At 71.1% G+C, this 25,146-nt stretch carries 20 protein-coding genes; 5 read left to right on the forward strand and 15 right to left on the reverse strand.

Translation table 11 applies throughout. The features are described from left to right. Positions 1-303 precede the first annotated feature (303 nt). From ACFWGZ_RS14100 to ACFWGZ_RS14115, 4 genes are all read right to left on the reverse strand, one after another. On the reverse strand, positions 304-1,518 hold the full coding sequence (locus ACFWGZ_RS14100; RefSeq protein WP_382451893.1) for a saccharopine dehydrogenase family protein: 1,215 nt from the start codon (positions 1,516-1,518) through the stop codon (positions 304-306). A 141-nt stretch (positions 1,519-1,659) separates the two neighbouring features. Continuing rightward, entirely contained in the window at positions 1,660-3,978 is a 2,319-nt protein-coding gene (locus ACFWGZ_RS14105; RefSeq protein ID WP_382451894.1) for a xanthine dehydrogenase family protein molybdopterin-binding subunit, read from the reverse strand. Beyond that, positions 3,975-4,961 (reverse strand): FAD binding domain-containing protein, encoded by a 987-nt coding sequence (locus ACFWGZ_RS14110; RefSeq protein WP_382451895.1) that lies wholly within the window; start codon positions 4,959-4,961, stop codon positions 3,975-3,977. The genes ACFWGZ_RS14105 and ACFWGZ_RS14110 overlap by 4 nt, the downstream gene beginning before the upstream one ends. Further along, positions 4,958-5,539: a 2Fe-2S iron-sulfur cluster-binding protein gene (locus ACFWGZ_RS14115; RefSeq protein WP_382451896.1), complete on the reverse strand. Its 582-nt coding sequence runs from the start codon at positions 5,537-5,539 to the stop codon at positions 4,958-4,960. Before ACFWGZ_RS14115 ends, ACFWGZ_RS14110 begins: the two co-directional genes overlap by 4 nt. Positions 5,540-5,770: 231 nt before the next feature. Here ACFWGZ_RS14115 and ACFWGZ_RS14120 point away from each other — a divergent pair, with 231 nt between their 5' ends. Beyond that, positions 5,771-8,413, forward strand: coding sequence for an ATP-binding protein (locus ACFWGZ_RS14120; RefSeq protein WP_382451897.1), 2,643 nt, complete (start codon positions 5,771-5,773; stop codon positions 8,411-8,413). A gap of 11 nt (positions 8,414-8,424) precedes the next feature. Here the strand turns inward: ACFWGZ_RS14120 and ACFWGZ_RS14125 are convergent, their stop codons facing one another. From ACFWGZ_RS14125 to ACFWGZ_RS14150, 6 genes are all read right to left on the reverse strand, one after another. Next, positions 8,425-9,552 (reverse strand): MBL fold metallo-hydrolase, encoded by a 1,128-nt coding sequence (locus tag ACFWGZ_RS14125; RefSeq protein ID WP_382451898.1) that lies wholly within the window; start codon positions 9,550-9,552, stop codon positions 8,425-8,427. Beyond that, a complete protein-coding gene (locus tag ACFWGZ_RS14130; protein WP_382451899.1) occupies positions 9,545-10,726 on the reverse strand; it encodes a cytochrome P450 in 1,182 nt (393 codons plus the stop codon). Before ACFWGZ_RS14130 ends, ACFWGZ_RS14125 begins: the two co-directional genes overlap by 8 nt. Continuing rightward, complete coding sequence (locus ACFWGZ_RS14135; protein WP_382451900.1) at positions 10,723-12,120, reverse strand: NAD(P)/FAD-dependent oxidoreductase; 1,398 nt, start codon at positions 12,118-12,120, stop codon at positions 10,723-10,725. Before ACFWGZ_RS14135 ends, ACFWGZ_RS14130 begins: the two co-directional genes overlap by 4 nt. Then, entirely contained in the window at positions 12,107-12,322 is a 216-nt protein-coding gene (locus ACFWGZ_RS14140) for a ferredoxin (RefSeq protein ID WP_382451901.1), read from the reverse strand. The genes ACFWGZ_RS14135 and ACFWGZ_RS14140 overlap by 14 nt, the downstream gene beginning before the upstream one ends. Next, complete coding sequence (locus ACFWGZ_RS14145; protein ID WP_382451902.1) at positions 12,323-13,057, reverse strand: SDR family oxidoreductase; 735 nt, start codon at positions 13,055-13,057, stop codon at positions 12,323-12,325. It abuts the gene before it with no gap. A gap of 185 nt (positions 13,058-13,242) precedes the next feature. Then, on the reverse strand, positions 13,243-14,127 hold the full coding sequence (locus ACFWGZ_RS14150) for a LysR family transcriptional regulator (RefSeq protein WP_382451903.1): 885 nt from the start codon (positions 14,125-14,127) through the stop codon (positions 13,243-13,245). Positions 14,128-14,257: 130 nt separating this feature from the next. Here ACFWGZ_RS14150 and ACFWGZ_RS14155 point away from each other — a divergent pair, with 130 nt between their 5' ends. From ACFWGZ_RS14155 to ACFWGZ_RS14170, 4 genes are all read left to right on the forward strand, one after another. After that, on the forward strand, positions 14,258-15,013 hold the full coding sequence (locus ACFWGZ_RS14155) for an HpcH/HpaI aldolase/citrate lyase family protein (RefSeq protein ID WP_382451904.1): 756 nt from the start codon (positions 14,258-14,260) through the stop codon (positions 15,011-15,013). Continuing rightward, entirely contained in the window at positions 15,010-15,969 is a 960-nt protein-coding gene (locus tag ACFWGZ_RS14160; RefSeq protein WP_382451905.1) for a cyclase family protein, read from the forward strand. The genes ACFWGZ_RS14155 and ACFWGZ_RS14160 overlap by 4 nt, the downstream gene beginning before the upstream one ends. Before the next feature lie 36 nt (positions 15,970-16,005). Continuing rightward, the gene (locus ACFWGZ_RS14165; protein WP_382451906.1) at positions 16,006-16,608 is read left to right on the forward strand and encodes a cysteine hydrolase family protein; all 603 of its coding nucleotides are present in this window, start codon (positions 16,006-16,008) and stop codon (positions 16,606-16,608) included. 71 nt (positions 16,609-16,679) lie between these two features. Further along, positions 16,680-17,411 (forward strand): SDR family oxidoreductase, encoded by a 732-nt coding sequence (locus ACFWGZ_RS14170; protein ID WP_382451907.1) that lies wholly within the window; start codon positions 16,680-16,682, stop codon positions 17,409-17,411. Between the two features lie 404 nt (positions 17,412-17,815). Here ACFWGZ_RS14170 and ACFWGZ_RS14175 read toward each other — a convergent pair whose 3' ends face one another. Genes ACFWGZ_RS14175 through ACFWGZ_RS14195 form a run of 5 tightly spaced genes read right to left on the reverse strand, consistent with a single transcriptional unit; the run spans position 17,816 to position 25,010 of the window. Beyond that, entirely contained in the window at positions 17,816-20,539 is a 2,724-nt protein-coding gene (locus ACFWGZ_RS14175) for a DUF5682 family protein (protein ID WP_382451908.1), read from the reverse strand. Further along, positions 20,536-21,648 carry an AAA family ATPase gene (locus ACFWGZ_RS14180; protein ID WP_382451909.1) on the reverse strand — a complete coding sequence of 371 codons (1,113 nt, stop codon included), beginning with the start codon at positions 21,646-21,648 and terminating at the stop codon, positions 20,536-20,538. Before ACFWGZ_RS14180 ends, ACFWGZ_RS14175 begins: the two co-directional genes overlap by 4 nt. A 40-nt stretch (positions 21,649-21,688) precedes the next feature. Next, positions 21,689-23,053 carry a VWA domain-containing protein gene (locus tag ACFWGZ_RS14185; RefSeq protein ID WP_382451910.1) on the reverse strand — a complete coding sequence of 455 codons (1,365 nt, stop codon included), beginning with the start codon at positions 23,051-23,053 and terminating at the stop codon, positions 21,689-21,691. Beyond that, entirely contained in the window at positions 23,050-24,513 is a 1,464-nt protein-coding gene (locus ACFWGZ_RS14190; RefSeq protein WP_382451911.1) for a hypothetical protein, read from the reverse strand. The genes ACFWGZ_RS14185 and ACFWGZ_RS14190 overlap by 4 nt, the downstream gene beginning before the upstream one ends. Next, positions 24,513-25,010 carry a hypothetical protein gene (locus tag ACFWGZ_RS14195; protein ID WP_382451912.1) on the reverse strand — a complete coding sequence of 166 codons (498 nt, stop codon included), beginning with the start codon at positions 25,008-25,010 and terminating at the stop codon, positions 24,513-24,515. The genes ACFWGZ_RS14190 and ACFWGZ_RS14195 overlap by 1 nt, the downstream gene beginning before the upstream one ends. Between the last annotated feature and the right edge of the window lie 136 nt (positions 25,011-25,146).

The raw sequence follows: 25,146 nt of genomic DNA on the forward strand, positions 1-25,146 counted from the left end.
GCGAGGCCCGGTTGCGGAAGGAAGCCGGGAGACTGGACCACGTCGACACCTCCTTCCGCGACGGGACGGTCCCGACCGGCCACTGCCGGCCGTGATCGGCGCCGAGGCGGCGACAGGTGACCTGTTCCGGCTGAGGCCTCAGGCGCCCGGCGTCCGGATCACGCGGTCCTCGACCCGGAGGCCCTCCCCCAGTCCAAGATCACCCGACTACGTATCGGACCGTTCACAACCTCGCTCGGCAAGACAACCAGGACACGCTTCCCGAGGCCGCAAGAAGCATCCAACCTCCACGGTGGCATGGGGTCAGGCGGTCGTGACGTCGTAGGTGTGGCCGGCGAGCCGCAGTCGATCGATCAGAGGCCGGCCCATGGCCGTTGCGGGCGTGAGCGAGCCGGACCGCTGCGGGAGGTCGTCGAGGGCCAGGCAGAGGGCGCTCTGCCCGAGCATGACGGCCGTGGCGGCGTAGCCGGGGTCGCCTGGTCCGGCGACCGTGGCCCGGTAGCGGCGTCCCGAGCCGGTGGTGGCGTGCAGCACCGAACGGAACCAGCCTTTCGCACGAGCCTGTTCACTGGGCCCGGTACCGGGCGCGGGCAGCACGCGGTCGAGCAGGCCGCGGACGGGTTTGACCGACATCGCGCCGACCAGCCCGGCCAGCCCACCGGTGATACCCGCCGCCGTGAGCACTCCGCTGACGCCCTTCCCGGCGCCCATGACCTCGCCGTAGCGCAGCTGCGGCCCGTAGGCCCAGTCGAGCAGGGCGTTGCTGCGCCGCACGATGCGGGTGTTGAACGGGGCCATCACGAACGGCGCCTGCCACGTCCCGTCGGCGGCGCGGGAGGGCATCCCCGCGTCACGGGGCTGGGCGGGCGTCGGCTCTGCCGCGCGGTCGGGACTGAGCGCATGCGGATCGGCCGCGACGCGGCGCAGGCCGGGATTGCTCTCGTAGGCCTCGATCTGCGCGCGCAGCGAGTCGATCGTGCCGCCGCTGAAACCGCCGCGGACCGTCGCCACCAACCGCACGTCGGTGAGCGGACCCGCGCCGTCGGCCACGGCCCGCTCGTGCAGCAACAGCATGCCCAGGTCGGACGGGATCGAGTCATAGCCACAGGCGTGCACGATCCGGGCTCCGGACTCCAGGGCCAGCTCGTGCACGGCGTCAATCGCGGCGCGGACGAACAACACCTCACCGGTCAGATCCGCGTAGTGCGTGCCGGCCCGCGCGCACGCCTCGACGACCGGGAGCCCGTACCGCGCATACGGGCCGACGGTGGTGGCGAGCACCCGCGTCGACTCGGCCAGCGCCGCCAGCGCGACCGGGTCCCCTGAGTCGGCGACGACCAGAGGCCACTCCCGCGCCGCCGCAGGCAGCCCGGCCCTGGTGGCGGCGAGCTTGTCCGCGGACCGCCCCGCCAACGCGATCCGCACACCCTCGGGGGCGTGCCGGGCCAGGTATGCGGCGGTCAGCGCCCCGACGAACCCGGTAGCGCCGTAGACGACGACGTCGTGCTCACGATTCATGACCGTCAGCATGCCCCCAAGGCTCCCGCCGCAACCGCCTGACGGCGTCGGCCGGCACCAGTTCCGGCTCGATGTGGCCGGCGATGCCACCGCCCGCGATCACGACACAGGGATCACGCACTTCGTCCGCTGGCTCCGCGTCTACCCACTTCCCGGGTCGAGCAGGGCCGCGAGGACCCTCGGGGGCGTCATCGGCAGCTCCCGCAGGCGAATTCCCGCGGCGTTGTAGACGGCGTTCGCGATCGCGGCGGCGACGCCGGTGATGCCGATCTCGCCGACACCGTGTCCTCCCATCGGCGCGAGAGGATCGGCGTGGCCGAGCCAGTCGACGTCGATGGCGGGCACGTCCGCGTGTACCGGGACGTGGTAGTGCGCGAGGGACGGGTTCATGATGCGTCCCGTGCGGCTGTCGACCGCCACCTCCTCGGTCAGCGCCTGGCCGATGCCCATGACAACGCCTCCGCGGAACTGGCTGGCGGCGGTGGTCGGGTTGAGCACGCGGCCGGTGTCGAAGACGCCGAGCCAGCGGTCCACCCTGATCTCGCCGGTCACGTCGTTGACGCGGACTTCGCAGAACTGCGCCCCGAACGACTGCATCGAGTACTTCATCATCTCCAGCGGCAGGGACTCGGTGCCCTCGGCAGTCACCTCGTCACGGCCCGCGGCGAGCAGTACGTCCACATAGGACAGTCCGGGTCCGCCACCACGGCGGCGCAATCCTCCGTCGCGCAGTTCGACGTCACGGGGCCGGGCCTTGCCCAGGACGCCCTGGGCGGGCGCCAGTTTCAGCAACACCTTGACCAGCTGGTCGGCGGCCGCGGTGACCGAGGCGATGATGGCCGCGGTCTGCGCGGATCCACCGGCGGGAATGGCGGCCGGGAGCGCGCTGTCGCCGTACTCGAACTCCACCGCCTCGACGGGCAGGCCGAGCCGGTCGGCGGCGTGCTGCGCCTGGACGGTGGCGGTCCCCATGCCCATCTCGTGCGCGGCGGTGCGCACGACCGCCGTTCCGTCCGACCTCAGGGTGATGGAAGCCTTGCCGTTGGGCATCCGCACGTAGGGGTAGTTGGCCGCGGCGACTCCGTGGCCCACCCACCACTCCCCTCGTCGCGTCGAGCCGGGCACCGGGTTGCGGGCGTCCCAGCCGAACCGCTCGGCACCCCGGGACAGCGCTTCGACCAGGTGACGGGAGGAGAACGGACGCCCTGTCGCCGGGTTGCGGTCCGGTTCGAGGCGGGTGCGGAACTCGACGGGGTCGGCCCGCAGGAGCTCTGCCATCTCGTCGATCGCGCTCTCCAGGGCGAAGGAACCGATGGAGTCCCCCGGCGCGCGCATCGACGCGTTCGCCGGCATGTTGAGCTCGAGCACGTGCTGGTCGACGAGGAAGGTGTCCGAGGCGTACAGGCTGCGTGCCGGAAACGTGAACTGCTCGGCGAAGCCGTTGTCGTCCACGCCGATCGCGGTGGTGCCCTCGTGGCTCAGCGCGGCCAGCCCGCCGGCGGCGTTGGCGGCGAGCGCGACGCGCTGCACCGACGGTGTGCGGCCTCCGGTGATCCGGAAGACCTCTTCCCGGCTCAGCGCCGTGCGGACGGGCCGGTCGAGCATCTTGGCGGCAGCGGCGCACAGCAGCTGGTGGCTCCAGAGCATCTTGCTGCCGAACGCACCGCCCACGAACTTCGCGATCACCCGGACGTTCCCGACGGGCAGGGAGAACACGTGGGCCAACGACATCTGCGTGTGCGTGACGGCCTGCGTGGCGTCCCACATCGTCAGGTGCTCGGTGTCGTCCCACCGAACCACGGTGACATGCGGCTCGATCGCCGCGTTGTAGTGCATCGGTGTCCGGTAGACGTGGTCGACGACGTGCTCGGCGGTCGCCCGTTTCGCCTCGACGTCGCCCTTGGCGATCCGGGTCTGCTCCCCCTGCACGTTCTCCGCGCGCCGGGCCCGGTCCAGCTCGGCCTCGAAGTCCACGGCCGGTGGTGTGCCGGCGTCGTCGTAAGCGACCCGGACGAGGCCGGCCGCATGACGTGCCTGCTCGATGGTCTCCGCCACCACGACGGCGACCGGTTCTCCGTTCCACCGGATGCGGTCGTCCTGCATGACGGGGGCGTGGGTGAACGAGGCGCCCTTCAACGTGATCAGCAGCGGCGGCACCTTCATCCGCGGCGCGTTGTGGTGGGTCATGACGAGCAGGACACCGTCGGCGGCCTCCGCCTCGCCCACCTCGACCGAGGCGATCCGGCCCGACGGCCTCGTGCTGCACACCATGGCGGCGTGCGTCAGGCCGGGCACGACGACGTCCTGGGTGAACGGTGCCCGGCCGGTGACCTTGAGCGGACCGTCGCGGCGGGTCATCGGGGTGCCCTGCACCAGGTCCGTCCGGTCGAGCAGCGGGTCCGGGCGCCGGTCGGGAAGCAGTCTGGCCGCGACCTCGACCACCTTCTGGGCGAAGTTCACGACGACTCCTCCTCGGCGAGCTGCAGCAACGTGGCCGTGATCAGCCGCGTTGCCAGGGCGAGCTTGTAGAAGTTGTCCCCCTGCGGTTGCGCCCCCTCCAGCGCCGCCTGCGCAGCAGCCTGGAACAACGCGCGGCCGGCGGGTCGTCCCTCGAGCAGCTGCTCGGCACGACGTGCCCGCCACGGCTTGGCCGCAACGCCGCCGAGGGCGAGCCGTGCCTGCCGGACGACACCGTCGCCGATGTCGAGCACGGCGGCGACCGACACCAGCGCGAACGCGTAGCTGGCCCGCTCCCGGACCTTGCGGTAGGCGGACCTGGCCCTGCGGGGCAACGGCGGGACGGACACCGCCGTGATGAGCTCGAACGGTTCCAGGACCGTGTCCCGCACCTCGTCCTCTCCGGGAAGCAGGTGGAAGTCGACCAGGTCGACGACGCGTGGCCCGCCCGGCCCGCGCAGGTGCACGCGGGCGTCGAGGGCGGCGAGGGCGACCGCGAGGTCGGACGGGTGCGTGGCGACGCAGCTCCGGGAGTGCCCGATGACCGCGTGGTTGTGCGTCCCGCCCAGCAGGGCGTCGCAGCCGGCGCCCGCCTCGCGCCGGTTGCACCGGGACGCGGTGTCGTAGAAGTAGAGGCACCGGGTGCGTTGCAGGAGGTTGCCGCCGACCGTGGCCATGTTGCGGATCTGCCCGGTGGCGCCGTTCAGGACGGCACGGGAGATCAACGGGAAGTCCTGGCGCACACGGGGGTCCTCGGCCACCGCGGTGTTGGTGACCCCCGCGCCGAGCACCAGGGTGCCGTCCGGCTCGACGTCGACGTCCTGCGACAACGACCGGACGTCCACCAGCACCTCGGGCGCCTCGACGCCCTGGCGCATCAGGTCGACCAGGTTGGTCCCGCCGGCCAGGTACCGGCCACCGGTCGTGGCGGCGAGCTCGACCGCGCCTTCGACGTCGTCGGCCTTCAGATAGGTGAACGGCCTCATGACCGGCTCCCCTGCGCAGCGCCCTGGAAGTGCTCGACGATGGCGTCGACGATCCCGTTGTAGGCGCCGCAACGGCAGACGTTGCCGCTCATCCGCTCGCGCACCTCAGCGTGCGACCAGCGCGGCTCCCTCGTCAGATCCTCGGAGTCCTTGCTGGGCAGGCCGCGTTCCAGCTCGGCGGCCATCCCGATCGCGGAGCAGATCTGGCCCGGCGTGCAGTACCCGCACTGGAACCCGTCGTGCTCGACGAAAGCGGCCTGCAGCGGGTGCAACGACTCGGGACCGCCCACTCCCTCGACCGTCGTCACCCGCCCGCCGTCGGCCTGCACGGCGAGCGTGAGGCAGGACAACACGCGCCGGTCGTCCACGAGCACGGTGCAGGCGCCACAACCCCCCTGGTTGCAGCCGAACTTGGCACCGGTGAGCCCGCAGTCCTCGCGCAGGAAGTCCAGCAGGGAGCGACGCGGGTCGGAGATCGCGGCTTCGACGACGTTGCCGTTGACGACGATTCTCACGGGGTGGCCGTCCTGCTCAGGGGCACCCGCGTGCCCCTGGGCGTTCGTGCGGGTGTGGGTCATCAGCGCGGCCTTCCGGTTGACAGATCACCCAGATCGTCGTCGGGTGGCGGCGCGCGCACATCGCCATTCCGTGCGGCCACTCTCCGTGAGAAATCCGTCGCATGGCGCAACCGTTTCCACGATGTAGGCCGTCGCGCCCGTGCACCAGTCGAGACCGTCGTCCCAGATCGGGACAGCGCCACATCGGTCCCGAATGTGAGAATCCTCCATGCAGAAGGCATGAGGGACGTGATGACGCAACAGGATGACCGGCGCCTGGCCGGCGAGGTCGAGTCGTACTTGCGGCAGTTGATGGACGTCGCGGCGGCGGCAGGCCGCACATCGGAACCGATGGCGGTGGCGGAGGCACTCGCCGAGGCCCAGCGGGTGACCGCCTGGGGCCTGCGGTCCGCTGTCGAGCTCGGCCGGGCCCACGGCCTGAGCTGGCGGGAGCTGGCCGACGTGCTCAGCGTGCCGGCCTCGACCCTGCACCGCCAGTACAGCAGCGGTGCCGCCATCGTCACCGCGCACGACAGCGCGGCGCCGCCGGTCACCGTGCCACCGGACCGTTCCGGCGAACCTCAGCCGGGCGGTCCGCCCGCGGCGCTCGACCGCTTCGTCGGCCGCCGGCGTGAACTCACCGAGGTGCCCGACCTGCTGTGGCGCCGCCGGCTGGTCAGCATCGTCGGACCCGCGGGCGTCGGGAAGACCCGCCTCGCCGGGGAGATCGCCGCGCTCGTGCGCAACGACTACCGCGGCGGCGTGTGGTGGGTGCGGCTGTCCTCCGTGACGCGGGAGTGGCTCATCGGCCCCGCGGTGAGTGCGGCGGCCGCGCTGGCGGGTGCCGGCAAGCACCCCCGGCAGGTCGTCGCGGAGGCCACCGGGGCGGGTCCCGTCCTGCTCGTGCTGGACAACTGCGAGCACCTGCTCGGCGGCGCGGCGGACATCACCGTCCAGCTGCGGGAAGCCGCACCCGAGCTGCGGATCCTCACGACGAGCCGCGAGGCGTTGCGGGCTCCGGGTGAGGTGCTCGTGCCCCTGGCGCCGTTCCCGTCGGCCAGGGGAACCGGCCGGGGCGCGCGCATCGCCGACGCCGTGCGCCTGTTCGCCGAGCGGGCCCGGGACGTCCGGCAGGACTTCGACATCGATGCCCACCTGGACGCCGTCGCGGAGATCTGCGACCGGCTGGACGGGTTGCCCCTGGCGATCGAACTGGCCGCACGCCAGAGCGACATCCTCAGTCCGCACCTGCTGCTGCGGGCACTGGCGGAACCGCTCGACGTGCTCGTCGACGCCCAGCGCGGAACGCTCGACCGGCACCACAGCCTGCGCGGCGCGATCCGGTGGAGCTTCGACCTCCTCGACTCGAAGACGAGGGAGGTGTTCGCGTGCCTTTGCCTGCTGCCGGGCGGTTTCGACCAGCACACGGCCGCCGCCGTCGCCAGCGGGCTCGACCTCACCCGGTCACAGCTCTGGGCGCTGCTCGCCGACCTCACCCGCAAGTCGATGATCGTCACCGACCCGCACGTGCCCGGTCGCTTCCGGATCCTGGAGTCGTTGCGCGCCTTCGGCTTGGAGGTGCTCACCGCCGCCGGTGCGCTGACGTCCGCACAGGAGCGCCTGATCGACTGGCTGGCGCTCGGCGAGCGGCAGCTGGCGGACAACCCCTGGGGTGACGAACACACCCTGCTGATGAACCGGATCGTCGCCGAATGCGACAACGTCCGGTACGCGGCCGACGCCGCGGCCGCGCTCTCCCACCCGGAACACCTGAAGGTCGCGCTCCTGCTCGCCCGCATCCTCACCACCCGGATGGAGATGACGGAGACCAGCAAGATCCTCCTCGACGTGCTCGCGAGCCCTCTGGCCTCGCCGGCCGACCAGGCGACCGCGCACTGGATGATGGCGGTCAACGCGGGCAGGACCGGCGATCACGCGACGGCGAGGCGCCACGCGGACGACGCGACCGCGGTGGCGCGCCGTCTCGACGACGTCACCGTGCTGACGATGGCGCTCAGCGCACTCATGATCACGCGGGGGCTGGTCGACGACGCGGCCGGTGGTGCCGAGGTCGGTGCCGAGCTGATCGACCGGTTGCGGGCCGAGGGGAACATCGGGTCGCTCGGACGGGTCCTGAGCATCCAGGCGTGGCTGCTCGTCGCGGACGGCGACGCGGACGCCGCCCACAGGACCATCTCGGAGGCCATCGCGCTGCACGAGGGGCAGGCCGACCAGTCCCTGCCGCTGGCCGCCCGTTTCGCCAACGAGTGGGGAACGACGCTGTTGCACGTCGCCGCGATCGTCGCGATCGAACGCGGCGACGACGCGACGGCGGCCGACTACGTCGAAGCGATCCTCACCACCGATTTCCAGCACCACAACGCGGTCAGCGGCGCGCTCAAGTGCGCGGCGATCCTCGCCGCGCGCCGCGGTGAGAACGAGCGTTCGCTCCGGTTGTCCTCCGGCGCGGCCAGGGTCGGCTTCGTCCTCGACTCCTTCGGCAACGACCAGCTCGACGCCGCGACCGATGCCGCCCGTTCCGCCGTCGGTCCCGCGAGAGCCGCCGCCGCGGTGGCGATGGGCCAGTCGATGACCGTCGACCAGCTGAAGGCCCATGCGATCAACGGCGCCCTGCCGACCGACGACCGGCCGGCGGACGTCCTGACGCCGAGCCAGCGCCAGGTGGCGCTGTGCGTCGCCCGCGGCCTGACCAACGCCCAGATCGCCCTCGCGCTCAGCATGAGCGAACGGACCGTCGCCAGCCACCTCACCCACATCCGCACCAAACTCGACCTCACCAGCCGGGTCGAGGTCGCGATGTGGATAACACGGGCCACCGGCGCGGATGGGACCACAGTGGAGCGGGACTCGCCGGCGCGCCGGCGACGGCGATGACCGGCACGGCTCTACATGACGTCGCGCCACCACGGGTCGAGGGCCGGAGGTGCGTCGACGTCCACTCGTTGGCCGGGACGCGGAACGACGAGCGCGATGTCCTGCGCACTCGCCGCCGCGCACAGGCGTTCGGCCGGTTCGGCCCAGTCGTGCGGCGCCAGGGTGAAGGTGCACCAGTGCAGCGGGAGCAGGAGCCGTGCTCTCACGTCCAGGTGAACAGCGATTCCTTGCTCCGGGGTCATGTGCACATCCGGCCACGCGTCGTTGTAGGCGCCGGTCTGCACCATCGACACGTCGAACGGGCCGTGCTCCTCACCGATGGACCGGTACCCGCTCCAGTAGCCGGAATCGCCCGTGTAGAACAGACTCCGCGCCTGCCCCCGCACCGCCCACGAGGCCCAGAGCGTCGTGTCCCGGGCCCAGCCCCGGCCGGACGAATGCCGGGCACCGGTCGCCGTCAGGGTGATCGCCCCACCGCTACCGCCGATGCCGACGACGCCGGTGCTGTCTCCCCAGTCGAGTTCTGTCACGCGCCCGATCGGCACGTTCCACCGTTCGAGGTGAGCTCCGACCCCCAACGGCACGATGAACCGGGTGTCCTGGTTCGCGGCCAAGCTCTTGATCGTCGCCATGTCGAGGTGGTCGTAGTGGTCGTGGGAGATCACCACGGCGTCGACGGGAGGGAGATCGTGCAGCTCGACCGGATTTCGGTGCAGGCGCCGCGGTCCGGCGAACCCGACCGGCGAGCAGCGTTCGCTCCACACCGGATCGAACAGCACCCTGGTGCCTTCGATCTCCACCAGTGCCGACGCGTGTCTCATCCAGGTGATGACGAGCCCGTCCGTTCGTGTGCCCCGTCCGAAGTCGGGGGTCAGGACCGGGACCGGGCGGCGGGGAGTGCGCTGCTGCCCTCCGAAGAACTGCTCGCGGAACGCGGACGGCACCGAGCCCTTGCGGACCAGGTCGGTGGGAACCGGGTTGCGGAACCTGCCACCGGTGAACCTCGGTGAGCGGACGGGGTTCGCGCGCACCGCGCCGAGCTGTTTCGGCAGGCCCCGCAGAGCCCACAGGACCAGACCGGTGAAGAGCAGGACCACCAGGGGCCGGAGCCCTCGAGTTCCGCGCATCGCCTCAGTCACGAATCCCGTCGTACGCGATGTTCAGGTGCAGAGGCCCGCGGATGGCGGCGTTGTCCCGGAAGACGGGTGAGGAGTCCACCAGTTCGGGGTTGACGACCCGCCGCACCCATTCGCCGATCATGACGCGGCCCTCGAGCCGGGCGAGCGGGGCGCCGAAGCAGTAGTGGGCCCCGCTCTGGAAGCTCAGGTGCGCGTTCCCGGCCCGGTGGACGTCCAGGACGTCCGGGTCGGGGAACTGACGGGGGTCGCGGTTGGCGGCGGCGGTCACGAGGACCAGGGTCGATCCGCGGGGGATGACGTTCCCGGCGATCTCGACGTCGGCGAGCGTCCGCCGGTTGGCGAACATCTGGGCGGGAGGTTCGAGCCGGAGCACCTCCTCGAACAACGCGGGCAGCAGCGCCGGTTCCCGCGACACCTCCTCGAGGACCGACGGGTGGTGCATCAGCAGCAGGACGGCGCTGGAGACGGCGTTGATCGTGGTCTCGTGCCCGCCGAGGAAGAGCAGGAACAGGTTCTCGACGATGCGGTCGTCGTCCGGCACCCGCCGGTCGTCTCCCTCCCCCGCCGCCAGACCGGACACCATGTCGTCGCGCGGGTCGGCACGCCGGCTGCGGAGCAGGTCGTGGAGGTAGGGCGTCGCGCGACTCTTCGACTCCTGCAATCCGGCCACGGTCTCCTCCAGGTTCCTGGCGGAGGTGAAGGGCTGCATCCACTCGGCGAACATGTCGTGGTCGTCATCCGGTATGCCGAGCAGGGCGCAGATGGCGGCGACCGGGACGTGGTAGGCGAAGTCGTCGACCACGTCCATCTCCGTGCGATCGGCCAGCAGGTCCAGCTGCCGCTTCGTCGTCGCGCGGATCTGCGGTTCCAGTCCGGCGACCTTGCCGGGGTGCCAGGGCGGACCGAACTGCCGCATGAGGTAGCGGCGCATCCACTCGTGGTCGGGCGCGTCGGTGTCGCTGATCAGCAGCCGGGCGCTCGCCTCACCGTCGCCGACGCTGCTGACCCGCGGGTCCGACAACAGCTGCCGCATCTCCGGATACCCGGAGATCACCCATCGGCCGTCGGGCTCCCGCCGCACGGGTTGCTCGCGCAGTGCCGACCACCCCCGGTCCGGGGCGAGACGCCGCTGCGGCCTGAGGATCTCCTCGAAGGAGTCGTACGGGTGGCTCATGGACGCTCCTCTGCTCCGGGGTCGGGGAACCCGAGCGCGGCGACGGGGTCCGCGGGTGCGGGGCCGACGACCTGCGCGGTGGGGTCGTGGTCGGCGTGGCCGGCCTGGGGGAACCGGGCGGGAACCACGTCCGGGACGGGGCCACCGCCCCAGTCCGCGGCGTTGATCTCCGGCGGGAACGGCGCCAGCGCGGTGATCAGTCCCGCGTAGCCCTCGAGCTCGCGCGGCGCGTTGAACGCCACCGCGCCGACGGTGTGCCCGTCCCGCCCGTAGAGGATCACCGCTCTCCGGTTCTCCAGCGAGCCCTGAACGACCTGGACGGAGTCCGCGAACCGGGGAATCCCGAGTGCCTTGATGTTCGTGCCGAACATGTTCGACCAGAAGCGCGGGAGACTCGCGTACGGGCGCGGCACCCACCTCGGCCCGGCTGACCCCAGCATGGTCGCGGCAGCGTGCCGGGCCTGGCCGACGGCGGTGTCCCAGTGCTCCACGGCGATCATCTGGTTCCGGAAGACGGGGTGCGGCCAGCGGGCGACGTCCCCCGCGGCGCAGATGCCGTTGTCGACGGCACCGTCGTTCGTCAGCACGCGCATGGTGGAGTCGCAGGCGATCCCGAACCGGTCGATGAGCAGACCGGCCGAGTCGAGCCATTCGACGTTGCGCCGCGAACCCAGCGCGGTGACGACGACGTCGGCGTCCACTTCGGACCCGTCGTCCAAGTGGACCGCGCGCACCCGGCCCCGGTCGTCACCGAGGATCGACTTCGTCCTCGTGCCCAGGCGCAAGTCGACGCCGTGCGTGCGCATCAGACTGGCGGCGGCCGTGCCCACGGTCTGGCCGAGCGCGTTCTCCATCGGCTGGGACGCCGCCTCGACCACGGTGACGTCGATGCCCAGGTCCCGGCAGGCGGAGGCCACCTCGACCCCGATGAAGCCGCCGCCGATGACGACGACGCGGCGGGGACCGGAGGCGAGCCGGCGACGCAGATCGGCGGCGTCGTCACGGGTCCTGATCGGTACGACACCGTCCAACGCGGACTCTTCCTCGTTGAACCAGGCGACGCCGCGTGTGCCGGTGGCGATGAGGAGCCGGTCGAAGTCGAGGGTCGTCCCGTCGGACAGCGTCACCGTCCGCGCCTCGCGGTCGAGCGCTGTCGCGGCTGTTCCGAGGTGCCACGTCGCCCGCAGGGAGCCGGCACCCGGCAGCCCGGTCTCGTCCGCGGCCAGCCGGCCGGCGGGAATGACCTTCGACAGAGGAGGACGGTCGTACGGCAGGTGCGGTTCGCGGCCGACCACGTGCAGGGAGCCGTCGAACCCGGACTCCCGCAGCGCCTGGGCGGCGTGCAACCCGGCCAGACCGGCACCGACGACGACGATGCGGTCAAGCCCGGTCATCGCCCGCCTCCCCGCCGGAGGAGAACGTGATGGCACCGACCGGGCAGGCGTGGGCTGCGCGCCGGACCGGCTCCTCGGCGTCGCCGGACGGGGCGTAGTCCCACTCCAGCACCTCTTCGTGTGCCAGCCGGAACACTTCCGGTGCGGCGTAGACGCATTGACCGTAGGACTGGCACGCGGCCAGATCGACGAGCACGTGCATTCATGCCTCCTCGTGCGTGTCCCGGTGACCGGAGCGGGTGTGCGTCGGGGGTTCGGGAGCGGCGAGGGCCGCGGGTGACAGCGACAGACCGCCGTCGACGGTGATGGTCTGCCCGGTGAGGTAGCCGGCGGCCGGGGAAGCCAGGAAGGCGATCACGTCCGCGATCTCCCGGGCCCGGCCGGGTCTCCCGATCGGGATGACCGCCTCCAGCTCGGGCGGCAGGGTGGTGCTCCCGTTGCCGATGACCCCGGGCAGCACCGCGTTGGCGGTGATCCCGTTGGCGGCGTTCTCCAAGGCGATCGTCTTGATCATGCCGATCAACCCGGCCTTGCTCGCCGCGTAGGCGACCTGGCGGTTCAGTCCCAGCGCGGCCGCCGTGCTGGACACGGCGATCACCCTGCCGTGGCCCCGGGAGACCATGCCGGGCAAGCACGCCCGGACCACCCGGAACGCACCGCTGAGGTTGACCGCGATGTCCTTGTCCCACTGCGCCTGCGTCATCCGGTCGGCACGCGACACCGTGGTCAGCACGGCGGCGTTGGAGACCACCACGTCGATGTCGTGCAGCCGCTCGTCGTCGAGTTCGCCGGCGGCGAGGTCGACGACGAGGTCCACGTCACCGGCGATGTCGAGTCCGAGGGTGGTGAAACCGTTGGCGCGGAAGCGTTCGACTAGTTCGGCGCCGAGCAGGCCGGCGGCTCCGGTGATCAAAGCGGTGGGCGCGCGTTCCTTCACCACGTCTCCTCTCGCCCCGGGTGCGACTCGGTCGTTCAAGATCGTGTCAGGGCGGGAAGTCGCGCACATCGTCGATCAACGCGACTACCGGAAGTGATCGACGGCCGGCATTTCGTCACTGGTCCTGGTGCGGTGCAGTCGATTCGCGGAACGTCGACGTCAGGACGTGTCCAGGATCGGGACGGTCAGCGGCGCTGCGGCTGGGGGAACCGCCGTCGCGCCCGGTCGAGCACCTGGCTGATCGGCGTCTCGTCGCTGCGGTCCCGGCGCCAGGTCAGGTAGGTCACGATGACGGGCTGCGGGTCCCGCATCGGGCGCAGCAACACCCGTTCGCCGTGGTGCGGGGCGACGTGGCTGTGGTCGTCCCAGGTGGCGGGCACGAACGAGCAGTGCGCGCCGTCGGAGAGCAGCATCAGGATCCCGTCCTCGACGGCGGCGTTGACCCGGTCGACCAGCGGCAGCATCTCCAGATAGGGGTGCAGGACGGCGGGGAAGTTCCAGGGGTCGATGTTGGTGGCCAGGCGGAGTCCGACGACGTCTTCCGGGCTCACGTGCTCGAGCCGGTGGAACCGCGGCGTGTCCGGGACCGCCATCAGGAACCGTTCCTCCAGCACGGGCAGCTGCTCGAGTTCGTCGTCCCCGCCGAAGTCCGTCCACAGCAGGCCGAGCTCGAGGTCGCGAGTGCGCAGCAACGCCGCCTGCTCGAGGGAGTCGAGGGGGCGCAGCGACAGCGACGACCGCCCGACGGCGGGCCTGATCACGTGGTCGACCAGCGACACGCGGAACTCCGAGGGCAGCGAGCGCATGCCGACGCGGACGGGTGGCGTCTGCGCCGTGCGGAACATGGTTTCGATCAGGTCGAACTCGGCGACGATGCTTCGCGCGCGAGGCATCAGCGCCTCGCCCGCGGCGGTCAGGGTGGCGGGCCGGGTCGTGCGGTCGAACAGGACGACGCCGAGCTCCGTCTCGAGTTCCCGGATGCGTTCACTGATCCGTGACGGCGCAAGGTGAAGGGCACGTGCGGCCGAGGTCACACTGCCGGACTCCGCCAGAGCCAGCATGATCTCCATGTGGACGAGCTGCAGCCCCACAATCCCCCCGCGTGATCGACACTACTTTCGACAATACCGAAACTGTTGGCCGTTGGCCGAACTTAAAGTCGAATTGTCGATCAACGAAACACGACCTGAGGAGTCACGCATGCTGCACCGACCGCGCCGCATCCGCGCCGCCTGGGAAGCGGGAACGACCGCCCTCGGCGTCGCGGTGCAGCTCCCCAGCCCGGACCTCGTGGAGATCGTCGGCCAGGCCGGTGTCGACTACGTCTGGATCGACGCCGAGCACGGATCGCTGTCACTGGCGGAGATCCGTGAGCTCATCCGCGCCGCCGACGCCGCCGGGGTCGACTCGATCGTCCGCGTGGCGGACCACGAGCCGACGTTCATCCAGCGCGTTCTGGACCTCGGCGCCACCGGGATCCTCGCCGCCCAGGTGAACACCCTCGACCAGGCGACCGCCCTGGTCGCCGCCACCAGGTACGCGCCGGCGGGACGGCGAGGAGCGTGTCCCTCGGTGCGCTCGGTCGGGCACGTCACCGCGGACTGGCCGGCCGACCGGTCGCGCGCCGACGCCGACGTGCTGGTGTTCGGCCTGATCGAGGCCCCGCAAGGACTGGAGAACGTCGAGGCCATCGCCTCGCGATCGGGTCTGGACGGATTGATGTTCGGTCCCTTCGACCTGAGCATGGCCTGGGGCCATGACGGCGACGTCGCCCACGACGAGCTCCGGCAGGCCCACGAACGCGTGCTTCGCGCCTGCCAGGAAGCCGGCATCGAGTACGTGGTCGCCAACGCCGCGTGGGAGCCGACGTCCACGCCCTCGCGGACGATCACGCTCGCGGGCGATCGCGACGTCCTGCTGACCGGCTTCCGCACGCTGGCGGAGGCACACCGATGAACGGACGGGGCGTGGACCTGACCGAGGACGAGGTGCTGGAGTTCTTCACCTCGCTGTCGAACTGGGGCCGCTGGGGCGAGGACGACCGCCTGGGCACCTTGAACACCATCACGGACGAGGTCCGCGCCGCGGCGGCGACGCTGGTGCGGTCCGGGCGTGCGGTCTCGCTCTCGCGGGACATCGATCCGCGGACCCCGGACCCGTTGGCGTCGGGGAACTCCGCGGTGCAGCGGTTCACCGGGACCAACGAGGTCGAGGAGCACTTCGGCCGGCCGCTGCGGTTCGACGCGGTGACCGAGTTCGTCGGGATCGCCGCGCACGGTTCCAACACCCACGTCGACGGCCTGGCCCACTACTCGTGGGACGGCTTCAACTACAACGGCTTCCCCGCCTCGGACACCACTTCTCTCGGCGGCGCGCGCAAGCTGTCCGTCCACCACGCGGAGCACGGCTTCCTCACGAGAGGCGTGCTGCTGGACATCGCGGCCCTGCACGGGGTCGACTGGCTGGAGCGGGGTCACGCGGTGACGCCCGACGACCTGCTCGCCGCGGAGGAGCGCCAGGGCGTCGTGGTGCGTCCCGGCGACGCCCTGCTGGTGCACACCGGCAACGTGGCCCGGATCCTGCAGGAGGGCCCTGACGCGGTCGGGCCCGCCGCGAGGCAGGCCGGGTTGCACGCGAGCTGCCTGCCTTTCCTGCGCGAACGCGACATCGCGGTCCTCGGCAACGACGGCGTGCAGGACGTGCAGCCCTCCGGCTACAGCGCGGACCTGACCAGACCCGTGCACGCGGTGGCGCTGGTCGCCCTCGGCCTCTGGCTGATCGACAACCTGGAGCTCACCGAACTCGCCGCCGTCTGCCGGCAGGAGAACCGGTGGCACTTCTTCTTCGCCGCTCTGCCGTGGCGACTCGTCGGCGTCACCTCCAGCGCCAGCAACCCCGTCGCGGTCTTCTGACCCGGCGCAGCACCTCCATCCGGAAAGGAATTCCCCTTGACCAGCACAGCTGTCCTGATCATCGACATGCAGAACGGGTTCCTGCACCCGGACGGGTCTCTCGCCCGCGCGGGCATGGGACTCCCCGACGTCGAGCCGGTCGTCGAGGCGGCCGGGAACCTCATCGCTTCCGCGCGCGGGGCGGGACTGCCGGTGTTCTACTCCCGCCAGGTCATCAGCGAAGGCGGTCCGGAGATGTCCGCCGGCTGGCGCGCTGCCGCCGCGCCGATCCTCGCCGTCGAACCGCGCATGCTCACCCACGGCAGCTGGGACGCCGAGGTGCTCGACCGCCTGGCCCCGGAACCCGGAGAGGTCGTGGTGGACAAGGACCGCTACGACGCGTTCCTGCACACCAGCCTCGAGGAAGACCTGCGCGCTCTCGGCGTCACGAACCTCGTCGTCGCCGGGGTGCTGACCAACGTGTGCGTCGAGTCCACCGTCCGATCCGGACTCGAACGCCGTTTCGACGTCGCCGTCGCCTCCGACGCCACCGCGGCTTACGACGGTTTCCTGGCACCATCGCTCGCTTCGATGCAGGCGCTGTACGCGACCGTCGCTCCCTGGTCCGAACTCCTGCCGGTCTCCGCCGGCAACCGTTGACCCTGTCGAACGACTCCCCCAATCAGGATTCCGCTGATGGCGGACTCCCCGGAACTGATCGGAAACATCGCGTGATCGAGAACAAGGTCGTGGTCGTCACCGGCGCCGCCGGCGGGATCGGACGAGCGACGGCGGTCGGCTTGGCCGAGCGCGGCGCGAAGCTCGTCCTGGGCGGCCGGACGACGAAATCACTCGACGAAGTGGTCGACGCCATCAGGTCCGCCGGAGGCCAGGCGGTCGCCGTCGAGACCGATGTAACCAGCCGGGACGACGTGCACGCGCTCGTCGCGACCGCCGAAGCCGAGTTCGGCCGGCTCGACGTCCTGGTGAACAACGCGGGTATCGGGCCGATCTCGGCACTCGACGAGCTCAAGACGGACGAGTGGGACCGGATGGTCGACGTCAACCTCAAGGGCGTGCTGCACGGGATCAGCGCTGCCCTGCCGGTGTTCCGGCGTCAGGGCGAGGGCCAGTTCGTGACGGTGGGATCGGTCGCGGGCATGGCACCCACGCCCGCCATGGCCGTCTACGGCGCCACCAAGACCGCGGTCCGCGTCCTCTGCGAGGGCCTTCGCCTCGAGGCGGGACCGGACCTCCGCGTCACCCTGGTCTGCCCGGGCTTCGTCGCCACCGACTTCGTGGCGAGGGTGTCGGACCCGAAGGTTCGCGGAGCGCTGGAAGAGCAGCGCGACGCCATGGCCATCACGCCGGATGCGATCGCCAGGGCGATCATGTTCGCCATCGACCAGCCGGCGGACGTCGACGTCAACGAGATCGTCGTGCGACCGACCGCCCAGTCCTGAACCGGGCTTGACCGCGCGCCCTGGGACCGATCCCGGCTGATGCTGCTGCGGGGGGTGTGAAGAACCGGGTCCGGGTCGACAGTGGCTCGATCTGGCGCATTCGCGGGTGGTTCTCGGCGTGGTGGACGGTGGGCCGGTCGGTGAGCAGTCCGCCTGCACCGGAGTAGCCGTGCAGGTCCACCAGGGGCCACCGGATCGACCAAGGCGGCGGGCGCCAGGGATTCGCGGACGGCGTGCGCTTCGGCGACGAACGCGACGCGAGACCCCAGGTGCCCGTCGCCTCGGCATCCGGCCTCGGAAGCGGCCTGGACTCAGACCGAGACGATTCCCGTCAAGCGACGAGCAAGCTCTCCAGTCGCCATGTCGTGACGGGGCTGACCGGTGAGCGTGCTGCCGCTGTCCGCTCAGGTGACCAGCAGCGCCTCCACCGCCACCGCGGTGTCCGGGTGACGGGTCAGCAGTGCCGCACCACTGGGAGCGGCCTGCCACGGACCCGCGCAGCCCAGCAGGTCCGCGAGTGCGTCGCAGGTCGCCGGGTGGGCGCTCAGCAGCGCTGAGCCCTGCCCGGAGTTCCTGCGCACCGCAGGCGCCGCCGGCTGGTCGTGCCAGGGCGGGGCCCACTCGTCCAGTGTCGCCAGCCGGCCCGGGAACACCCGGCCCGCCTCGCGGATCAGCAGGGGGACGAACTGGGAGCCTTTCGCTCGCAGGGTGCTGATCAGGGTCGGCAACCACGGCAGCAGCAACGGGTCCGGGAGGTGGGCGAAGGCGTTGGACATCGTCTCCACCACGAAGTCCACGAGGCTGGGGACCGGGTCCAGGGCGTGCACGAAGCCGCTCAGATAGCGGGGAAAGCTGGGCAGCGACATCGGGTTCGTGAGCAGGGCGTCGCACCGGGCGCGCAGGTCGGCCCTGGACAGGGTGCCCAGGTGGACCTGGGCCGCCCAGAGCAGCGCCACCTTGGACGGTTCCTCCGGGTGGGACTGGGCCACCGCCAGTTCCAGCTGGGTGCGGTCGCAGCCCAGGGACAGGGCCAGGGACTCCATGCTGAACAGGAAGCCCAGCATGGCCGCCACCTGGTCCACGCCCGCTTCCTCGTCGGTGAACGCCGTGGGGAGCAACGTGCAGTAGTGGGCGTAGCCGGCGCGCACGAACTGTTCTGTCCATTGCGGCAGAACGGGTTCGTTCGTGCGGTAGTAGGCGAGCAGGCGGCGGGTGCGGCGCAGGACCTCCGGCGCACCGTCCACCGTGCGTTCACCGGAGAGCACCGTCAGGGCTCTGGCGCCCAACTCCCCTGCCAGGCACGGGCTGTGCAGGTAGCGGATGGCGTCCTCGACGGACTCCAGGACTGTCGCCGTGGTGGCCTGCGGGTCGTTGGCGTTGCGGCGCAGGCGTTGTTCCAGCACCTGTTCGACGCTGACGCCCTCGTAGCCCAGTTCGATCAGGGCGCGCTGGTGGGTGCCCAGTGCGAGGTCCCACGACTCCTGGATCGGGCGTTCGCCCAGCTCGCGCTCCCCCATGATCGGGCGGGCCGCGCCGTGCGGAAGCAGGTAGCGCAGCATCCAGAGCAGGTTCGAGCAGGGTTCCAGCTCCGGTTCGGAGGCGATGTCGAGGAGCGCTCGCCGGACCCCTCGCTGGTGCAGTGCGAGGTTGAGCGGGGCCAGGCGGTCGTGCACGTCTCTGGCCAGGGGCGGCAGCGCGTCGTAGCCGACCTGGCCGATCCGGTCGCCGCCCATCATGATCTCGACGAGGCGGCGGACGTCCCGGCGGCCCGGAACGACGTCCTTCTCGATGCAGGTGACGGCGGCGTCCTGGAAGTCGTACGGGGTCGGCCTCGCCCTGTCGCGCAGGCCCGCCAGGAGGATCGAGGTCTCGAAGACCGCGATGGCGTCGGCGGTCGAGGCCAGGTAGCCGTTGCGGCGGGCCGCGCGCACGATGTCCACCGACCAGCCCAGCAGCTCGGCCTCGTCGAGACGGTCGAGCGCCGGGGGCCGTTGCAGGAAGCCGGTGAGCTGGTCGGCGGCGGGCAGTTCCGCCGCGGCGGCGGGCAGTGCGGGCGGCTTGCGGGTCTTCTTCCTGCTGCCGGCCTGGCCCTCCAGCTGGAACGGTGTGACCTTGGTGCGGCGCAGGTTCTTGGCCCACTCGGTGGCCGCGATGGAGACCGACCCCGCCGCCAGGCCGAACTGCGCCTCGATCGCCGCGTGACTCGACGGGATGAGGCCGTGCTGCCACTTCGTCGCGCTGCGCGGGCTGATCACGAAGCCGTCGCTGCCGGCCACACCGAACTCCGCCACCCTGCTGGCCGCGTGGAACGCGCCGCAGACGTACAGGCAGTCCGCCGGGTCCGTGCCGGTGGCGGCCAGGTGCTCGCGCATGCGGGTCCACATGTAGCGCTCGCGGTCCTCGTCCACCCGCACGCGGTGGGGATCACCGGGGGCGAGGCGGCGGAACAGGCTGCCGATCAGGAACATCACCTGGCGGTAGGTGTCGTGGTCGCTGTCGCCCAGCGGGAGCTCCACGTACTGGTGCCACCACTCCGACCAGTGCCGCACCTTGCCGTGGTGCAGCAGGTGCTCTTCCAACTCGGCGAAGCGCGGCCGCAGGTCGCCGATCTCCACGCCGACGGCGTCGCCGTGCAGCGCCTCGTCGTCGGTCTGCCTGGACTCCGGCCGCTGCCACTGGAAGACGTGGTCCGTGGAGCGGTCGACCAGGACCAGCTCGACCCCCGGCGTGTCCAGTGCGTACGCGATCGCCTGGTATTCGGCGGACGCCTCGGTGATCGGCGCGACCACCGACAGCGGGGACCACTCGGCCGGGAAGCCGTCGACCTCGCTCGAGAACGCCTGCACCGCGACGGGAAGGCGGCAGTTGCGCAGTTCGGTGAGCAGCGGCGCCATGTCCTCGCACAGCTCCAGGTAGATCACCTTGGGCTGCTTGTCCCGCAACCGCCTGGCCATCGCCACGGCGGAGGACGGCGAGTGGTGGCAGACCGGGAAGATCTCCAGCGGCTCCGTCACCGCCCGGTCGACGTCGTCGACCATGCCGAGCAGGATGCCCTCCAGGGCACCGGGGCCGTCGGCGAACGTCGTCGCCGCCTCCTGCAGCTGCGTGCGCAGCGACTCGAAGCTCACGAGAGGGTGGCGATCGTGTCGCGCCCGCCGGCCAGGAACTCCGGCCACTCCCCGCCCTCGGCGTTGCCGCGCGGCTCGACCACGCCGTGCAGGTACTTGTTCATGATCGCCAGGTCTTCCGGCGCCCGCCGGGCCAGCGACCCCACCAGCGACGAGCCGAGCGTGCGTGCGGTGAGCTCCTGACCGCCGAAGAAGTTGCTGTGCAGGATGGCGTCCTCCAGCACGCCGATCTGCTCCGCGGTGGAGAGCGCGGACTCCAGCTTCTCGTCGTCGCTGCCCGCCGCCGACGCCGCCGCGCGCAGGTCGGCGAAGCTGCGCAGCAGCACGTCCAGCAGGGTCGGCGGCACGTCCAGCTCGATCTGGTGGCGGCGCAGCAGTTCCTCGGTGCGGAACCGGACGATCTCGGCCTCGCTCTTCTTGTTCGTCACGACCGGGATGCGGACGAAGTTGAACCGCCGCTTCAGCGCGGACGACAGGTCGTTCACGCCTCGGTCACGGCTGTTCGCGGTGGCGATGACGGAGAAGCCGGGCTTGGCGAACACGATGTTGTCGTGGTCCAGCTCCGGCACGGAGATGTACTTCTCGGACAGGACCGAGATCAGCGCGTCCTGGACGTCGCTGGTGGAGCGGGTCAGCTCCTCGAACCGGCCGATCGTGCCGGACTCCATCGCGTTCATGATCGGCGACGGGATCATCGACTCGCGGGACTGGCCCTTGGCGATCACCATCGACACGTTCCACGAGTACTTGATGTGGTCCTCGGTCGTGCCCGCCGTGCCCTGCACCACCTGGGTGGAGTTGCGGGAGATCGCGGCGGCCAGCAGCTCGGCCAGCCAGCTCTTGCCGGTGCCGGGGTCGCCGATGAGCAGCAGGCCCCGGTCGGACGCCAGCGTGACGATGGCGCGCTCGACGATGCTGCGTTCACCGAACCACTTCTGCGCGATCGTCCGGTCCAGGCCGTCGGACCGGTCCGCGCCCAGCACGAACAGGCGGATCATCTTCGGCGACAGCCGCCAGGAGAACGGCTTGGGGTTGTCGTCGACCGACTCCAGCCAGTCCAGTTCCTCGGCGTACTTGATCTCGGCGGGGGCGCGCAACAGGTCGGACATGGGTCTCGTGGTGCCTTTCACGGGAAGTCTGCGGAGGAAGTCAGAGGGTGAGGAACGTCTTCAGCTCGTGCACGAGCTTGCGGATGTGACCGGAGATCACCGGTGTGCCCAGGTCCTTGAACCGCTCCCGGAACCACGGGTTCACGCTGCCGCGGCCCGCGCTCGTCACCGAGCCGACCGGGATGAACTTGGCCCCGGAACGGTGGATCGCCGCCATCGAGTCGTAGAGCTGCTCGCAGTGGGACTCGTAGAAGTCCGAGATCCACACCACCACCGTGTTGCGCGGCTCGGCGATCTTCGGCTGGGTCAGCGCCATCGCGACCGTGCCGTCCGTGCCGCCGCCGAGCTGGGTGCGCAGCAACGTCTCGAACGGGTCGGCCACCCACGGCGTCAGGTCGAGGGCCCTGGTGTCATAGGCGATCAGGTGCACGTCGACCTTGGGCAGCCCCGCGAAGATCGAGGCCAGGATGGTGCAGTTGACCATCGAGTCGACCATGGAACCGGACTGGTCCACCACGGCGATCAACCGCTGTGGCGTGGTCTTGCGCGCCGTGTGCCGGTAGTAGAGGCGGTCGACGTAGAGCCGTTCCTCCTCCGGGCTCCAGTTCGTGAGGTTCTTCCAGATCGTGCGGTCGAGGTCGAGGTTGCGGAAGACCCGTTTGGGCGGTACCGACCGGTCCAGCGACCCGGCGGAGGCCTTCTGCACCTGCGTGCGCAGTACCTCGGCCACCTCGTCCACGAAACGGCGGATCAGCGACTTCGCGTTCGCCAGCGCCACCCCGGACAGGTTGTCCTTGTCCCGCAACAACTGTTCGATCAGCGACATGCTCGGCGTGAGCTGAGCCGCGAGCGCCGGGTCCGCGAGCACCTCGCGCAGCCGCATGCGCTTGACCAGATCCGCTTCCAGGGCGGCGAGCTCGGGACCGATCCGCGGGATCAGGGTGCTCAGGTCCGGGGTGCCGGAGCCGGGACCGGTGCCGCTCCGGCCTGCGGGCCGGCCGCTGCCGCGCAGCTCGCCCCGCCCGCACCCGAGCGCGCGTTCCAGCCAGCCGGCATCGGCCTGCCACCGGGCCAGCTGCCCGGCCGTGACGTTGCCCGACCCGGTGCTGAAGACGTTCAGCAGCACCTTCGACACCAGCGCGGCCCGGCGCACCTCGGCCGCCTTGTCGCGCTCGCCGACCGGCTCGGGGACCATCACGCCGTCGATCTCGGCGGCCAGCTCCGGGTGGCGCTGCACGATCGAGTCGACACCGGTGTGGTGGTCCAGCAACGCGGGCGGCAGGCCGATGTCCTGCAGCACGGCCAGGCTCGCGGACTCCAGAGTGGACTGCTCGTCCTGGTCGAACAGCCGGGACAGCAACCGCCAGTAGAGGACCTGGCGGCGGTTCTCCTGTGCGTCGGTCATTTGCGCAGCAACCTTCCGGCGCGCTCGCGGAGCACCGTCGCGGCGTCGGTCGCGGCCTTCTCCGCCTTGACGCCGATCTTGTCCACCGCGCCACCGGCCCACGCTCCCGCGTGCAGGGCCACCGTCTTCTTGCGCGCGGTGGTCTCGACGGCGAGCGGCTGGACGCGGAACGTGCCCGCGTCCCAGCGCACCAGGCCGATGCACGCGGTCGACCCCGCCACTGCTTCCGGGGTGAGCGGACCGGCGGCCGGCACCCGGTCGGTGTCCACGGCGATCCGGTGCCCGGCGAGGGTGAAGGCCAGCCCGTCTTCCGGTGACTGCTCGGCGACGTAGCCCTCCAGGAACACCGGCACGGCGAGGCGGGCCGGGTGCCTGTCCAGCGGCGCCGTCTGCGGCCGGCTCGCGGCCGGCAGGACGACTCGCGCGGTGGCGAACGGATCGGCGGGCTCGCCCGGTTTCGCGTGCTCGTCGCGCCACAGCAGGTCGCCTTCGGCGGTGATCGGCATGGCCGTGAGCTCCATCGACCTGCCCTCGCTGACGGCAGCCAGCAACGACATGTGCGGCCGGAGCACCTGCCAGATCCCGGCACCGATGACCGTGTCCGGCTTCGGCGCGGACACACTGGCCCGCACCAGGAAGGGCGTGCCGTCCGCCGGTTCGAACACGGCGTGCACCTGGGCCTGGGCGGCTGTCGCGTGCTCGTGCAGGTCCACGCCGAGCGGCAGGAGGCGGCCGGTGACCGTGCTCGTGGGCACGTCCGTCGCACCGGGCAGCGTCAGCAGCAGCGCGCGGGACCACAGGTCTCCCCAGCGGCGTGCCGGAATCCGCTCCAGGGCGGAGCCGGGGCACGACGCGGCCAGCTCCGCGGCGAACCCGTCCAGCAGTGCGGCCAGTCTGCGCAGGTGCGGGACCGGCAGAAGCGCCGAGATCACCGAGGCAGCGCCGGCGACCAGTTCGTGGTCGATCCCCTGCCAGCCGGCCCTGGCCACGTCGGCGAGCCAGGAACGCGCTGCCAGCACCAGGTTCTCGGCCTGCGGGGTGTGCGGTGCCGGTCCGCTCGCGGCGGGTTCGGTCTGGCCCGCGATCGGCGGTGCGCCGCCCGAATCGGCTTGACCTCCCCCAGGCAACACCACCCCCGGTTCTACACGGGGGTGCCCGGTGGCCTGCTCGATCCGCGCTGTGAGGGCGTCGTGCACCGAGCCGAACAACGCGATCCGGGCCGCCGCAAGGGAAAGGAAGTGTTCTTCGCCGGCGGCGCCGGCCGCTGCCTTCTCCGCGGCCTCGGCCACCCTGCCGGCCAGAGGCGAAGCGGAGAACGCGTCGGCGAGCACGGCCAGTCCGGCGGCCTGGGCGGCCTGGGGGCGCACCAGGCCCGCGGCCAGGGCCTGGTCGACGCCGATGACGGCGGCCAAGGCCTCGTCGAGACCGTCCACGGGATCTGCCAGCAGGTCGGCTCTCATCACACCACCGCCCTGGTGGGCGGGAACCACTGCAGCTCCGGCACCGGCGACGTCGTCGGCGGTAGCTCCACATAGGCCAGGTGGCGCAGGAAACGGCTGAACACCTGGGCCGCGGCGGCACTGTCCGCCTGCGACGGTCGTTCGCCCATCATGAAGGCGTAGATGGCCTGCGCGTCCACGACCTCGGCGTCCACTCGCAGGTAGCGCGCCACGCGGCCCACGCCGTACTGGAGCACTGCCTCGGTGATCAGGGCCGAGATGTGGTTGCAGAACGTGCCGCGCGCGCCTCCGCACGGACGGTTGTTGTTGGTGCTGCAGGCGAAATCATAGGTGCCCGCGGCGACCGAAGAGACGTACACCCGCTCGATGTCCGACCCGCTGGACACCACACCCTGCAACCGGCCGTCCGCGAGTTCGACGAAAGGCACCTTGGCGAGCTTGCGCGGGCGTGCGGGTGGCAGCACCCTCGCCGTGCTCGCGATTTCCCAGTCTGACAACGATTCCTCTCTTCCCCCTAGATGGCCGAACCGCCGGTCCGGCGGCATGGGAGAGACATTAGCGTCGACCCCTGACAATTTTCGGCACCCGCTTCCGCCGAGCGGACCTCTGTCCGGGGTGTGGGGCGGATCGCCA

The sequence above is a fragment of the Lentzea sp. NPDC060358 genome (assembly GCF_042725365.1).
Taxonomy (GTDB): domain Bacteria; phylum Actinomycetota; class Actinomycetes; order Mycobacteriales; family Pseudonocardiaceae; genus Lentzea.